This is a genomic window from Pseudosulfitobacter sp. SM2401 (genome assembly GCF_042932805.1).
Lineage (GTDB): Bacteria > Pseudomonadota > Alphaproteobacteria > Rhodobacterales > Rhodobacteraceae > Ascidiaceihabitans.
Map to the genome: position 1 here is coordinate 106,103 of NZ_CP170633.1, position 14,842 is coordinate 120,944.

Annotated in this window: 9 protein-coding genes; 4 read left to right on the forward strand and 5 right to left on the reverse strand. The window is 56.7% G+C overall.

Annotation, left to right across the window (positions count from 1 at the left end; translation table 11 throughout):
• Position 1: 1 nt before the first annotated feature.
• On the reverse strand, positions 2-1,270 hold the full coding sequence (locus tag ACFIO0_RS00575; RefSeq protein ID WP_390912596.1) for a nucleotide sugar dehydrogenase: 1,269 nt from the start codon (positions 1,268-1,270) through the stop codon (positions 2-4).
• Positions 1,271-1,458: 188 nt separating this feature from the next.
• Here ACFIO0_RS00575 and ACFIO0_RS00580 point away from each other — a divergent pair, with 188 nt between their 5' ends.
• Entirely contained in the window at positions 1,459-3,807 is a 2,349-nt protein-coding gene (locus ACFIO0_RS00580; RefSeq protein WP_390912598.1) for a mechanosensitive ion channel domain-containing protein, read from the forward strand.
• Positions 3,808-3,912: 105 nt separating this feature from the next.
• Positions 3,913-6,039, forward strand: a complete 2,127-nt coding sequence (locus ACFIO0_RS00585) for a DEAD/DEAH box helicase (protein WP_390912600.1) — start codon at positions 3,913-3,915, stop codon at positions 6,037-6,039.
• On the opposite strand, the gene ACFIO0_RS00590 is transcribed toward ACFIO0_RS00585, so the two are convergent.
• The 4 genes from ACFIO0_RS00590 to ACFIO0_RS00605 are packed head-to-tail and all read right to left on the reverse strand — an operon-like array spanning position 6,036 to position 11,925.
• Entirely contained in the window at positions 6,036-7,190 is a 1,155-nt protein-coding gene (locus tag ACFIO0_RS00590; protein ID WP_390912602.1) for an ABC transporter permease subunit, read from the reverse strand. The two genes, ACFIO0_RS00585 and ACFIO0_RS00590, sit on opposite strands and share 4 nt — an antisense overlap.
• A gap of 22 nt (positions 7,191-7,212) precedes the next feature.
• Positions 7,213-8,241 (reverse strand): ABC transporter permease subunit, encoded by a 1,029-nt coding sequence (locus ACFIO0_RS00595; protein WP_390912604.1) that lies wholly within the window; start codon positions 8,239-8,241, stop codon positions 7,213-7,215.
• Positions 8,238-10,166, reverse strand: coding sequence for an ABC transporter substrate-binding protein (locus ACFIO0_RS00600; RefSeq protein WP_390912606.1), 1,929 nt, complete (start codon positions 10,164-10,166; stop codon positions 8,238-8,240). Before ACFIO0_RS00600 ends, ACFIO0_RS00595 begins: the two co-directional genes overlap by 4 nt.
• Positions 10,159-11,925: a dipeptide ABC transporter ATP-binding protein gene (locus tag ACFIO0_RS00605; RefSeq protein ID WP_390912608.1), complete on the reverse strand. Its 1,767-nt coding sequence runs from the start codon at positions 11,923-11,925 to the stop codon at positions 10,159-10,161. Before ACFIO0_RS00605 ends, ACFIO0_RS00600 begins: the two co-directional genes overlap by 8 nt.
• 184 nt (positions 11,926-12,109) lie before the next feature.
• Here ACFIO0_RS00605 and ACFIO0_RS00610 point away from each other — a divergent pair, with 184 nt between their 5' ends.
• Positions 12,110-12,598: a class I SAM-dependent methyltransferase gene (locus ACFIO0_RS00610; protein WP_390912610.1), complete on the forward strand. Its 489-nt coding sequence runs from the start codon at positions 12,110-12,112 to the stop codon at positions 12,596-12,598.
• Positions 12,599-12,752: 154 nt separating this feature from the next.
• Positions 12,753-14,834: a 3-hydroxyacyl-CoA dehydrogenase NAD-binding domain-containing protein gene (locus ACFIO0_RS00615; protein ID WP_390912612.1), complete on the forward strand. Its 2,082-nt coding sequence runs from the start codon at positions 12,753-12,755 to the stop codon at positions 14,832-14,834.
• Positions 14,835-14,842 lie beyond the last annotated feature (8 nt).

Genomic DNA, 14,842 nt, shown 5'->3' on the forward strand with positions numbered 1-14,842 from the left:
GTCAAAGCCGCAGATCACTGCCGTCTTTGCCGAAGATTCCCTTGATGTCGTATAGCACAGCACCCGGTTTTCCCAAGGCGCGCAAGGCGTCGCTACCCATTTCGTGAAACTGTTTATGCCCAACGGCCACAATTATCGCGTCATACGTGTCATTTTGCGGGTCGATCACCGGATCGATGCCATGACGGGCGCGCATCACGTCGGCGGGCACCCATGGGTCGTGGATGTCGACCTGCACGGAATAATCCGTCAATTCCTCGGCAATATCAGCGACACGGGTGTTGCGCGTGTCGGCGCAGTTTTCTTTGAACGTGTAGCCCATGATCAAAACGCGGGCGTCTTGAACCAAAGTGCCACGCGCCAGCATCGCCTTGATCAGGGACTGCGCCACATGCGCGCCCATGTGATCGTTGATGCGCCGACCCGCAAGGATCACCTCGGGGTGATAGCCCAGCTGTTCAGCGCGGTAGGTCAGATAATAGGGATCGACGCCGATGCAGTGCCCGCCGACCAAGCCGGGGCGAAATGGCAAGAAATTCCACTTGGTGCCTGCGGCCTCCAGCACCTCGAGCGTGTCCAGTCCCAAGCGTCCGAAGATCAAGGAGAATTCATTGACCAGCGCGATGTTCAAATCCCGCTGGGTGTTTTCAATAACTTTGGCGGCTTCGGCGGTCATGATGGACGAGGCGCGGTGCAGGCCTGCTTTGACCACGGGGGCGTAGATTGCTTCGACCCGATCCAGGGTTTCTGCGTCTTGTGCGGCCACGATCTTGACCACGTTTTCCATCGAATGTTCGGCATCGCCGGGGTTCACGCGCTCAGGGCTGTAGCCGAGTTTGATCTGCGTGCCCGCGACCAATCCGCTGCCGGATTCCAGTGCTGGTCCGCAGACTTCTTCGGTTACGCCGGGGTAAACCGTGCTTTCCAAGATCACCAGATCGTTCGGTGACAGGTGCGGCGCGATGGTGGCGCAGGCCCCCAGAACAGGTCCAAGATCGGGTTTCTTTGCATCCGTAATCGGCGTTGGAACCGCGATAATGTAGGTTGTGCAATCGGCCAGATCCGCCGCATCCGCCGTGAATTTCGCGTTCGACCCAGTGACGGATGCATCGGCCACTTCACCGTTGGGATCACGACCGCCGTGCAATGCCGCAATCAAATCAGGGTCAGTGTCCAGCCCGACCACATCAAACCCGGCGCGCCCCAAGGCCAAAGCCAATGGCAATCCAACATATCCAAGGCCAAGAATGGCGATAGGGCCTGTTTGCATCTCGTATTCCTTTGTTTCGCACGCGGTGCATCGCTGAACGAGGCACTCGTTACGCTATGACCCCATGACGCTATGACATAGTCACTAAGGCGATGTAAAACAGAGCACGTTGTTGTGACATTGTCTATTTGCGTCATACGCTTGGCTAGCATAGAAATTGGCAACTGATTTTCATTGGATGTTTCGTTATGCGTTTTGCCCTGCTTTGCCTGCTGTCATGTTTTGTATTCTTCGCAGGGCACACCGACGCATCCGCCCAAAGCCTGTTTTCGCTGAGCAGTGCGGCCGATGATGACAGCAGCACCGATTTGGCCGAAACGCTTAGCTTGGCCGCTGAAAACGGCGTAAGCGTCGTGATCGTCGATGCGCAGGGCAATCTGATCACCAGCGTTGGCGAGACCCACGAAGAGGCCCACGAAGAGGCGCGAGAGTCGCCCCTGATGATGGCGCAAAAACGGGGCACTGCGTTCCGGTCCATGCTGTTGCAACGGCTCGAGGCGCTGCCGGATTCGATCAACGAAGTCGCCTATATTTTGCGCGCCACCAGCCCGGACGGGCGGATCATGACGTTCGTTGAAATTTTGTTGTACTCGCTATTGCTGTTCTTGGTGGGGCGTTTGGTCATGCGGTTTCTGATCGGGCCATACATTTTTCAAAGCTACGTGACGTCCCGTATCAAAGAAGACCCGCAGGGCTACCGCGAAAAGATGCCGTTCCTGTTTTTCCGCTTTTGCACAGGGATCGTTTCGACATTTATCATGATGGGGATCGCCTATATTCTGGGGGCGATCATATTTGAACCTGTCGACAATCAGGCCGTTCAGGTTACGATTTTGGCAATCTACGTGGGCTTTTTTGCCAGTCGTACGATTGGCGATGTGTGGCGGATGTTGCTGTCGCCCTACCTTAGCCAATACCGGATTCCGAAACTGACCGACCGCGAGGCGTTGGTCTTGTATCGCTGGGTGTTCACCTTGGCCGCGCTCGATATTTTTGTGGTGACGTTCGCGACGTGGATCAAAGACTTTGGCCTGAATTACAACGTCTACGCCATCGGATACGGTGTCTTGGCGTTGGTGATGGCGTTGCTGAACATCTTGATGGCAGTGATCAACCGGCGCGCGGTGTCCAAGGCCATTCTGAACGGCAAAGCGCCCGAAGACGTGGCATTGATCACACGGTTTATTGCGCGCGCTTGGGCCCCGGTGTTTATCATCTACGTCATGTTCGGTTGGCTGGAACTGGCCGTGGATCTGGTGCTTGAGTTCCCGTTATCGGTGCCGCTGATCGCGGGCGCGTATGGCGTGTTCCTGACCATCATCGTGGTTTACGGCATCATCAATTACCTCATCGAGGCCTACTTTGAGCGGGCGCGCCGCATCGCGTTGCTGAACGCCGAAGACGAAGATGACGCCGCCGCCACAGACGAAGAAATGGCCGAGGTGATGGCAGAACACATGCCGTATGCGCGCCACAAAATGACAACCTTCGAGGAATTGGCGCGCCGCGTGTCCGGCATTCTGGCCTTCGTGGCGGGTATCTACATGCTGGTCACGATCTGGGGGAAATCGGCCAGCACAATGGTCGAAGAAAGCGCGCTGAACCAAAGCATTTTGGACGTGATGGTTATCATTTTCATCGGCTACATCGTGTTTCACGCATTCCGCATCTGGATCGACGGCAAAATTGCCGAAGAACAAGGCGACATCGTCGAGGGTGAATTGGGCGATGAAGGGGGCGGTTCAAGTGCGTCCCGCCTGGCGACTTTGCTACCTTTGTTCCGGAATTTCATGCTGATCATCGTGATCGTAACAATCTTCCTGATAATTTTGCTCGAACTCGGGATCAACGTTGGCCCACTGTTTGCGGGTGCTGGTGTGGTTGGTGTCGCGGTTGGTTTCGGGTCGCAATCGCTGGTGCGCGATATTTTCTCTGGTGCATTTTTCCTATTCGACGATGCCTTTCGCAAAGGCGAATACGTCGATGTGGGCGGGGTCAAAGGCACGGTTGAAAACATCTCTGTACGCTCGTTCCAACTGCGCCATCACCTAGGTGCGCTGCACACGATGCCGTTTGGCGAAATTCAGGTGATGACCAACTATTCCCGCGACTGGGTGATCATGAAACTGCCGCTGCGCGTGACCTACGACACGGATGTCGAAAAGGTCCGCAAGCTGATCAAAAACCTCGGCGTTCGACTGCTGGACGATCCGGTGATCGGCAACAATTTCATCCAGCCGCTAAAATCCCAAGGCGTGATCACGATGGAAGACAGCGCCATGATCATCCGGGTCAAATTCATGACGATGCCGGGTGATCAATGGCTGGTGCGCAAAAAAGTCTACGAGGAAATCCGCGAATTGTTCGAGCGCGAAGGTATCAAATTCGCCCACCGCGAGGTCACCGTGCGTTTGGCGGACGGTAAATCTGCTGACGATCTAACACTTGATGATCGCGAAGCAATTGCCGCGGCCGCCCATGCGTCGATCGAAGAGGATTTGATGGACGGCGATGAGGGACCCAGCGATGATCGCTAAGATAATCGTTAATGGCGCGTCAATATGAAACCCTCAAAAGGGCTATACATCGTGCATCAAAGGGCATAGGTGCGCGGACTTACCCTGTCCAAAGGCCGATGAATCGTGAAACAAGCACTTGCAGATGCGCTCCAGCAGCGTGGATATGAAACCCTGACACCTGTTCAGCTGGCCGTAATCGAGCCTGAATTGGACGGTGCTGATCTGCTTGTCTCGGCCCAAACCGGGTCTGGCAAGACAGTCGGGTTTGGCTTGGCGCTGGGCGATACACTGCTTGGCGACGATGAATCATTTGATCGCGCGGGTGCGCCGTTGGCTTTGGTCATCGCGCCAACCCGCGAACTGGCCTTGCAGGTTAAACGTGAACTCGATTGGCTGTATGCCAAGGCGGGCGTTGTTATGGCCTCGACTGTTGGTGGCATGGACATGCGCGATGAACGTCGCGCGCTGGGCCGTGGGGCGCATATTGTTGTGTCCACGCCGGGCCGTCTGCGCGACCACATCATGCGCGGATCTATCGATCTGAGCGCCATTCGCGGCGTTGTCATGGACGAAGCTGACGAAATGCTGGATCTTGGTTTCCGCGAAGATCTGGAATTCATTTTGGGCGAATGCCCTACTGAACGCCGCACCCTGATGTTTTCGGCCACCGTGCCAAAGGCCATTGCGACGCTTGCGAAATCCTACCAGCGCGACGCCAAACGTGTGCAAACAGTGGCCGAAGCCAGCCAGCACAGCGACATCGAATACCACGCCATGTCTGTGGCCAACCACGACGCTGAAAATGCGATCATCAACATTCTGCGCTACTACGAGGCCCCGAACGCAATCGTGTTCTGCAACACGCGCGCGATGGTGAATCGTGTTACGACGCGCTTGTCCAACCGTGGTTTTTCGGTTGTGGCCTTGTCGGGCGAACTGTCTCAATCTGAACGCACCCACGCGCTGCAAGCCATGCGCGATGGTCGTGCGCGGGTTTGTGTGGCGACAGATGTTGCTGCGCGCGGGATCGATCTACCGGGTCTTGATTTGGTTGTTCACGCCGAGTTGCCAAACAACCACGAAACAATGCTGCACCGCTCAGGCCGTACTGGCCGCGCTGGTCGCAAGGGTACATCTGCGCTGATCATCACAGCAAAAATCCGCCGCAAAGCGGAACGCATTTTGCAGGGTGCCAAGGTTTCCGCAACGTGGGGCAACGCACCTTCCGCCGACGCCGTACGCGAACGCGATCAGGATCGCCTGTTGGCCGACCCGATGTGGCACGAACCGGTTGCCGAAAACGAATCTGACATGGTTGCAAAACTGTCCACGCAATTCAGCGCAGAACAAATCGCCGCTGCCTACATGCGTCTGTATGCAGCCCGCGTTTCAGCGCCCGAAGAATTGTCAGCCGCTGGCGACAACAAACCACCAAAACCACGCGCGCCGTTTGGCCCGTCAAAATGGTTCTCGGTAAATTCCGGACGCAATCAAGGGGCCGAAGTACGCCGTTTGTTGCCAATCTTGTGCAACGCGGGTGATCTGACCAAAGACGACATTGGCGCAATTCGCATTCAGAATGACGAAACATTTGTTGAAATGTCTGCGGCTTCTGTGGACCGTTTCAAAAAGGCGCTTGGGTCTGACATGAAGGTCGAAGGCGGCTTGGTTGTCAGTGAATTGGCAACGCCGCCAGCGGCTGCGAATTCTCCGCGCCCGGCCTATGCAGGCAAGCCGAAAGGCAAACCTTATGAGAAAAAGGGCGGCTACAATGACGGTGGCCCACGCATGGACGCGCCAAAACCGCCGCGTAAACCCAAAGAAGATTACGCGCCCAAAGCTGACGCGGCCCCCAAGGCCGAATATGCGCCAAAGCCGAAACCCTCAAACGCGCCGATCGTGTATGATGATGCGCCGGCACCAAAGGCTCGCAAGCCCAAGCCGGCTGATCGCCCATCGAAGAGTGCTGCGCATCCTGCGTCAAAACGGTTCGAAAAACCGCGCAGCACAATGGACAAAGCCCGCGATGATGGTGCTGTGACAGAACGCAAACCGCGTGGATTCGCTGGCGCAAAGCCAACAGGGAAACCATCGGGTAAACCTTCGGGCAAGCCGTATGCAGGCAAGCCAAAGGGCGGAGCAAATTTGGCCCCGGCCAAAGGCAAACCGAACAGCAAGAAGAACAAGGCACGCGCTGCGGCAGCGGCTGCAGCAAAAGGTGGAAATTCCGCGCCACGTCGCAAGGATTAACCTTTGTAAGGGTCCAGACTGTCGCGTAGACCGTCGCCCAAAAAGTTGAACGCCAAAACCACGATGATGATTGGTAGCATCGGGATCGCGATCCACGGATAGATCTCGACTGCGACCAATGATTGCGCGTCGTTCAGCATGACCCCCCAACTGACCGCGGGCGCGCGCAGGCCCAGTCCCAAGAATGACAAGGCGGTTTCGCCCAAGATCATCGCTGGGATCGACAGGGTCGCTGATGCGATAAGGTGGCTCATGAAATTCGGTAGTAAATGACGCCGGATCACGCGCCCGGGTTTGGCCCCCATCATTTCTGCGGCACGCACGTATTCTTCTTCGCGCAAGCTAAGGAATTTGGAACGAACCGCACGGGCCAATCCGGGCCAATCCAGTATTCCCAAAATAATCGAGATGATGAAAAACACGGCGACAGGCCCCCAATTTGAAGGGACTGCGGCGGACAAGGCCAGCCACAATGGCAACTCTGGCAAAGAGCGTAAGATTTCAATGACCCGCTGGATTGTCCAATCGGTACGTCCGCCGAAATACCCCGCGATTGATCCGAACGTGATCCCCAATAAGAACGACACCGAAATGCCGATCAGCCCGACTGTCAGCGATAGTTGAGCGCCAAACAGAATGCGGCTGAACACGTCACGACCCAGCCGATCAGCGCCAAACAGGAACACCGTTGCCCCTTCTGGTGCGCAAAACAGGTGCGTGTCGGACGGAATGAAACCGGCCAAGTTGTAGTCATCCCCGTCACAGAAAAACTGCAACGGCATCGGCACGGTTTCGTCAAATTCATACGTCCAAACAAAGCGTTCCAGATCAGGGATTGCCGTGCTCGGATAGACGTGTGGGCCGATATAGCTGCCCTCATGGAATAAGCTGATGCCTTGGGGCGGGGCGTATAGATAATCGGCGTTGCGCTCGTTCGGGGTATATGGCGCGATGAAGCCCGCAAATGGCAGCATCAGATAGCTGAGCAGCAAGAAGATACCGGAAATCAGCCCGAGTTTATGCCGCTTGAATTTGCGCCACACCAGCACCCAATTGGGCGCGTCCATGTCACTGCGATCCAGCGCTGACAGGTCGACATTCGGATCATATGGCGCATCATCAATGTAGCGACCATCGGGAAGTTGGCTCATGCGTTGAACTCTTTAATTTTGTTCATCCTTCGCGGGCCCCGTATCTGATGCGCGGATCCAGAAGAACCAGCAGGAGGTCTGAAATCATCGTTCCAATCAACGTTAACAAAGCAACGAACATCAATACGAAAGCGGCGAGGAACTGATCTTGTGATTTGAGCGCGGCAAGCAATGCAGGGCCAATCGTTTGCAGGCCCAACACGACGGAAACCAAAACCGACCCAGACACCATTGCCGGCAACAGGTTGCCGATGTCCGCGACAAAGGGATTAAATGCCATGCGAAGCGGATATTTGCTGAGTAGTTTGGACGGAGACAGGCCCTTGGCTTTGGCCGTTTCGACGTAGGGTTTTGACAGCTCATCCAACATGTTGGCGCGCAGGCGTTGCATCATCCCGGCAGCCCCAGATGTGCCGATCACAAAAGTGGGCACGATCAGGTGGACCAGAATGGACTGCACCTTGCCGGGGCTCATTGGTTGCCCCTCGTAGATCGGATTCATCATGCCGCCAATTGGCAGACCAAGGTATTTGTGACCGTAGTAAAACAGGATCAATGCCAGCAGAAAGTTGGGCGTGGCAAGGCCAAGATACCCGACAAAACCGGCCGTATAATCCACCCAAGTTTCGGATCGCGCAGCCGAAATGACGCCCAGCGGTAATGCCACCATGTAAACAAATAACACGGCCGCAAGGTTAACGAGAACCGTAAGCCATAACGCGTCGCCAACGATTTCAGACACAGGGCGATCAAACTCAAACGACCAACCAAAGTCGCCTTGTAGGAGGCCGGAAAAGCCTTGTGGCCCCGGCATCATACCGACCCAGATAAAATATTGTTCCCACAAGGGGCGATCAAGCGCGTATTCTGTGCGCAAGAATTCTGCCTTAGCCACACCTTCGGCCTGGCCGGTGGCCCGTAACTCAGCGATTTGGTTGGACAAATAGTCGCCGGGCGGCAGATTGATGATGACAAACACAAGGATCGAAACGACCCACAATGTCAGCAACATCGTAAGAAAACGGTACCCTGCGTAGCGGATGAACATCATGGTTTGGTCTCCAAACGGGTCTGATCATTTGAAGGCGCGAAATAGAATTCGTCCATGCGGTGAATGCCGAAATGTGCGCCCGGGTCCCACGCCCATTTGCCAAATTCTGGCACATTGCGCAGGCTATCAGAAACAACAACGGGCTGCGGCGCTTCGGCAAGAATACCAATGCCGTATTGTTGATCCGCGTGGATCGCCAGCATGGATCGCCAAATTTTGGCACGCTCCGTGTCATCGGCAGTCTTTTCCCAAGCATGCCAAAAGTCGATCAAGCGCTTGGCTTCTGGCATGTCAACCGGCTCACCGGCGGCCCCACGGGTCTGCATGTATTGTCCCCATTTGGGCCAAGCGAAAAACTCTTGATGCATCGGGGCAAGGTATTCGGGCGGGGTAAATGTCTGCGGTAGACCGTTGTCCCAGCCAAACCAAACGGCGGCCATCGACACGCCTGCATAAACCCGATTGCGCAAGATATCGCGGTCGAGTGGGCGCAACACGAGCTTGATCCCAAGATCACGCCAAGTATCGGCAATGATCGCCATGGCGTTCCCGACTTCTTGGCGTTCCCCAGCTGTTTCCACGACAAATTCCATGGGGCGCCCATCTGGCAACAGGCGCAAACCAGCAGGAGAGCGTTGATCCAACCCCATCTCGTCTAGCATTTTGTTCGCAGTGACAGGGTCGTGCAAAGCCCACGCGCTAAGATTGCCGGCGTCAAAAAACGGGCTGCGCGCGAGGGCTGTCATCCCGCCTTCTTTGGCCAATCCAAAATATAGCGCACGATTGATCATGCGGCGATCAATGCCCATCGAAAGCGCGCGTCGGAACCGAACGTCACGCATCACTTCGCGCCAAACAGGATCGGCAAAGTTCAGATTGGGGTAGATGGCGATTTGCGACGCGGCCCCGTTTGCCCATAAAAACGTACGATACGGTGACCCATCGCTTTCGCCTTTTTTCAGGATTGATACGTCACGGAAATCTAGACCTCGTGCTTGCAAATCCGTTTCGCCCGCGTTCGATTTTGCGGCGACCAGTCCTGATCCAACAACGGTCATTTCGACCACATCGATGTAGGGCAATTGTACTCCGCGCGAGTCGATGCGGTGGAAATACGGGTTGCGTACAAACAAATGGCGGCTTGATTTACCCGTTGATGCCGACATCCACGGCTGCAAAGTCGGCAGTGCCGGGTTGTCGAATTTGTACATGTTGTCGACTTTGTTGTGCAGTGCCGCCCATCCTCGCACCCGCTTTTTTCGAACAGCGGCAGCCAGTTCTTCTGTGTCTGCAAAGTCGATGTGGAATTGTTTGAGGTAACTGGAAGGGCGATAAATGAACGGTGGTCGCGCCCCCGCCAACACCTGCAAAAATCGTGGATTCGGGCGATCCCATTCGATGACAACGGTTGCCTCATCTGGAAAGGTCATCGCGCCCACAACGCCATTGGCACGCAAAATATCGGGCGGGCCATTGGGGCTAAGTTCGAGGTTGTTGGCGACATTGTGCCACCAATATTTGAAATCATCCGACGTGAATGGCGCGCCATCTGACCAGCGATGTCCACGGCGCAGATGTAACGTGAATTTGCGATCGTCGATAACTTCGATTTCGCGCAGCAAGTCGGGTTGAATTTCGTAATCTGCATCGTATCCGACCAACCGTGCGTAGCCGTAGACGACCATTTGGCGGATGTCTTTGGAACGTGTGATCATCGTGCGCAATGTGCCGCCTTGGGTGCCGAATGTGCGCCCTTTGGCCTCAAGATCAACGATCAACGGTTCGCTGGGAACACGGTCTACGGCGACTGGCAATTCTGCGCGGGACACTTCACCAGACCAGAATTCGCTTTCTTGAACGGTGGCCGCTGGCAATGCCTTGGCGCAACACAGCGCAAGGCAGCAGGCAAGTAGGCGATCAAGCATTACAACGCACCTTATGCCCGGGGTCCAGTTCGATCAGGGCGGGGGCCTCGGTCCCTTCAAAACGGAACATTTCAGGCCAGCTGTCGGGCGCGCCGGCCCCTTTGGACACAAGGTTGAGATCAATCGGTCGGTTCACATCAGGCTCCGGTTGCGCCGCGATCAGTGCTTTGGTGTAGGGGTGGCGCGGGTTGTAAAACAGTGTGTCGGGGGCCGCCTGTTCGACGACAACGCCTTGGCGCATTACGGCGACTTCGTCTGCGATGCGCGACACGACGGCCAAATCGTGGCTGATAAACAAATAGGACAGGCCCATCCGGTCGCGAATGTCTTCGAGCAGCGTTAAAATTTGTTCCTGCACAGAAACATCCAAGGCCGAGGTCGGTTCGTCACACACCAACAGCGACGGGTCCAATGTCAAAGCGCGGGCAATCGACAAGCGTTGGCGCTGGCCACCTGAAAACGCGTGTGGATAGCGTTTCAACATGTCGGGGTTCAGGCCCACCCACCGCAGCATTTCGGCGGCTTTTTCACGCCGTTCACTGCGATTGCCCAAATTGTGAATTTCCATCGGCTCGGTCAACGCGTCTTGCACGCGCATGCGCGGCGACAGCGAGGAATAGGGGTCTTGAAACACCATCTGCGCTTTGCGCTGAAAGGCGATGCGTTGGGCGCGGGTCATGGCGTTGACGGCCACGGGATCAGAGTTGGTGGTCTCGCGAAACAGGACTTCGCTGCCATTGTCGGGCAGTTCGGCGCCCAAAGCGATGCGTGCGCAGGTGGTTTTGCCCGACCCGCTTTCGCCAACGACGGCCAGCGTGGTGCCGCGCTGCAATTGCAGATTTACGTCGATACAAGCATGGACCTTTTTTGCCGCTCTCCAGCCGCCGGCGCGCACTGTGTAGGTTTTGTTGACGTTCTTGAGGTTCAAAATCAGGTCATCATGCGCCAGCGTGCCGGCAGGTTCAGCGACCTCCGGGATCATCGGTGCGGCGGCAAATAGTTTTTGCGTGTAGCCGTGGCCGGGATTGCCCAAAACCGCGGGGGCCGGGCCGCTTTCCATCACGCGGCCTTTGTTCATGACCACGACTTTTTCCGCCATGTTGGCGACGACGCCCAAATCATGCGTGACCAAAACCACGGCCATGCCGGTTTCTTTTTGCAGGTCTTTGATCAAGCCCAACACTTGCGCTTGGGTCGTGACGTCCAGCGCGGTTGTCGGTTCATCCGCGATCAGCAGATCGGGTTTTGCGACCATTGCCATGGCGATCATGGCGCGTTGGCGCATGCCGCCTGACATCTCGAAGGGGTAGGCGCGATAGGCCCGTTCGGCGTCAGCAAAGCCAACCCGCTCAAACGTTTCCAGAACCAGTTTTTTCGCAGCAGCAGTGCCAAGGCCACGGTGCAAATGCAACACCTCGGCAACCTGATTGCCGATCCGGTGCAGCGGGGACAAAGAGCGCATCGGCTCTTGAAAAATCATCGAAATCCGGTCGCCGCGAATGGCGCGCATGGCACGTTCATCCAAAGACAACAGATCGATCGCGGATTGTGTGCCGAATTTGATCTGGCCTGCACGCAATTGTGCCGTACCGGGCAAAATGCGCAGCACGGATCGGCAGGTCAACGTCTTGCCAGATCCGCTTTCGCCGACCAAAGCGAGGGTTTCGCCGGGTTCCACAGAGAAATTGATGTCCGTCACCACCGCTGGTGCGTCGCCAAAGCCGATCGTCAATCCCTGCACATCCAGCAAAGGTGCCATATATCATCCCGGCCTGTTCAATGTTGCCCCGCGCAGACATTGTGAAAATGTAGTCAACCCGATTCCGATAGCTTCGTCTAGCCGCGAGCAAGGCTAGAGTCACAATAAGACTGGATTATTACTGGTATTCCCGTTTGGCGATGCCTAGATCAAAGACATTAACGTGACGTGAGGAAACATCATCATGCAAAGCCGTTTGGATCTGTTCATCGATCGTATGGTATCACAACGTGCCTGTTTGAATGCGGGGGCGGCTATGGTCGCCAATATGCAGGGGCCTGTTTTCGAATTGGGGTTGGGCAACGGGCGCACCTATCATCACATGTGCTCGATCCTTCCGGTCAGCGATATCTTTGTGTTCGAGCGCGCAGTTGCCTCACATCCCGACAGCACGCCGCCAGATGATCAACTGATGTTGGGTGACGTCTATGACACGCTGCCCTCGGCTCTGGACAGGTTTGGACCAACAGCGCGGCTGGTCCACGCGGATCTTGGCGGGCACAACCGATCCAAAAACGATGTCTTTGCGCGGGCCATTTCGCCCTACGTCGAACCGCTTTTGGCCAAGGGCGGCGTTATGGTTGCTTCTGATAAAATGTATTTCGAGACCATGACCGAGGTCGCCTTGCCCGAACATGCCGTCCATGGCCGTTGCTTTATCTATCAAAAGTAACTCTACGTCATTGGGCATGGTGCGACAGAGGTAGCCCTTGCCCCACAGGTGCGTCTGACCCTAGGCTGATCACGTCCGGCAGTGGAATGCGGTTTCGCGTATCGAAACGCCCATTGTGCACCGGACAGATGAATTTCTGATCGGGAGCCCCTTCGTGTCTGACAAGATAGCCTATGCGCGCCACGGTGATATCGCCGTTTTGACCATCCAAAACCCACCTGTGAACGCATTGTCCCAAGCCGTGCGGCACGGGCTGATGGAGCGGATGGACCAAGCCGAATCCGAGGCAGGCGTGCGCGCTGTGCTGATCGTGGGCGAGGGGCGCGCGTTTATCGCGGGCGCGGACATTACCGAATTTGGCAAACCCCCGATGGAGCCGTCCTTGCCTGACGTGATCAACCGGATCGAAGCCTCGCCGTTGCTGGTTGTCGCGTCGATGCACGGTGTGTCGCTGGGCGGCGGGCTAGAGGTTGCCCTTGGTGCGCATTACCGCATTGCGGTCCCGAGCGCGCGCATTGGTTTGCCCGAAGTCCACCTTGGCCTGATCCCTGGTGCTGGCGGCACGCAGCGCTTGCCGCGCGTCGCTGGGATCGAGGCGGCCCTCGAGATCATGACCACAGGCCGTCACGTCGGCGCCAAAGAGGCCGCGGCCATGGGCGTCATCGATGTGATCCAAGACGGGGATCAGACGGAAAACGGCATTGCTTACACCCAAAAGCTGCTGGACGATGGCATGCCGCGACGCCCCGTCAGCGAAATGCCGGTGCCAGCGGCTATCGATTGGGACGCCGCATTCAACGCGATCCTTGCCAAAGGGCGTGGCCAGATCTCTCCGGCGCACTGTGTGCGTGCCGTTCAGGCCAGCGTTGAAAAACCGTTTCTCGAAGGGTTGGCTGCCGAGCGCCAGATTTTCATCGACCTGATGGGCACGGATCAACGCCAAGGCATGATCCACGCGTTTTTCTCGGAACGGGCCGTCGGCAATCTGCCGGAACTCAAGGGCGTCACGCCCCGCGCGTTAGACCACATCGGTGTGATCGGTGGCGGCACCATGGGCGCGGGCATCGCCACTGCGGCGCTGCTGTCCAGCATCCGCGTCACCCTGCTGGAAATGACCGCCGACGCGGGTGAGGCCGCCCATGGCCGCATCGCGGGCAACCTGTCTGGCGCATTAAAGCGTGGCAAGATCAGCGCCGACCAGCATGACGCGATCCTGAACAAGGCGCTCTCAGTCTCGACTGATTACGCATCCCTCTCCGACGCCGATCTGGTGATCGAAGCGGTGTTCGAGGACATGGACGTCAAGAAACAAGTGTTCACCAAACTGGATGCCGTCTGCAAAAAGGGCGCGATCCTTGCGTCCAACACCTCCTACCTCGACATCAACGAAATCGCGTCCGTCACCTCGCGCCCTGCGGACGTGATCGGGTTGCATTTCTTTTCGCCCGCCCATGTGATGAAATTGCTTGAGGTGGTTGTGGCCGACAAAACCGCGATCGACGTGGTGGCGACAGGGTTTGACCTTGGCAAAAAGCTAAAGAAAATCAGCGTGCGGGCCGGGGTCTGTGATGGCTTTATCGGCAATCGCATTTTGGCAACCTACCGCACGGCCGCAGATCAATTGATCATGGCAGGGGCCTCGCCCTACGACATCGATGCAGCCCTCGAGGACTTTGGTTTTGCGATGGGGCCATTCGCGGTCGCCGACCTTGCAGGTCTCGACATCGGCTGGGCCGTGCGCAAACGCAAACGGGCAGAGGCGGGCATCGAAGGGGTGTCCACTTACGCCGACAAAATGTGCGAGGCAGGCAACTTTGGCCAGAAAACCGGCAAAGGCTATTATGACTACGCCGCCGGCCCCAAAGCCCGCGTGCCCAACCCTGACGTCATGCCGTTGATCGAAGCAGATCGTGCCGCCGCAAGTGCTGGTGGCAAAACATTCACCTCGGATGAAATCGTGCGCTATTACATGGCCGCGATGGTCAACGAAAGCGCCAAGGTCGTTGGCGAAGGCATCGCGCGCCGCCCGCTCGATGTCGATATGACGTTGCTGTTCGGCTACGGTTTTCCGCGCTATCGCGGCGGGCCGTTAAAATGGGCAGACATTGTCGGGCTGGACGGATTGCTGGCTGACATTAAATCATACGCATCAGATGACGCAGATTTCTGGGCCCCCGCGCCGCTGCTGGAACAGCTGGTCGCGGACGGCAAAAAATTCGAAACATTGAACACCTAAAGAGGATC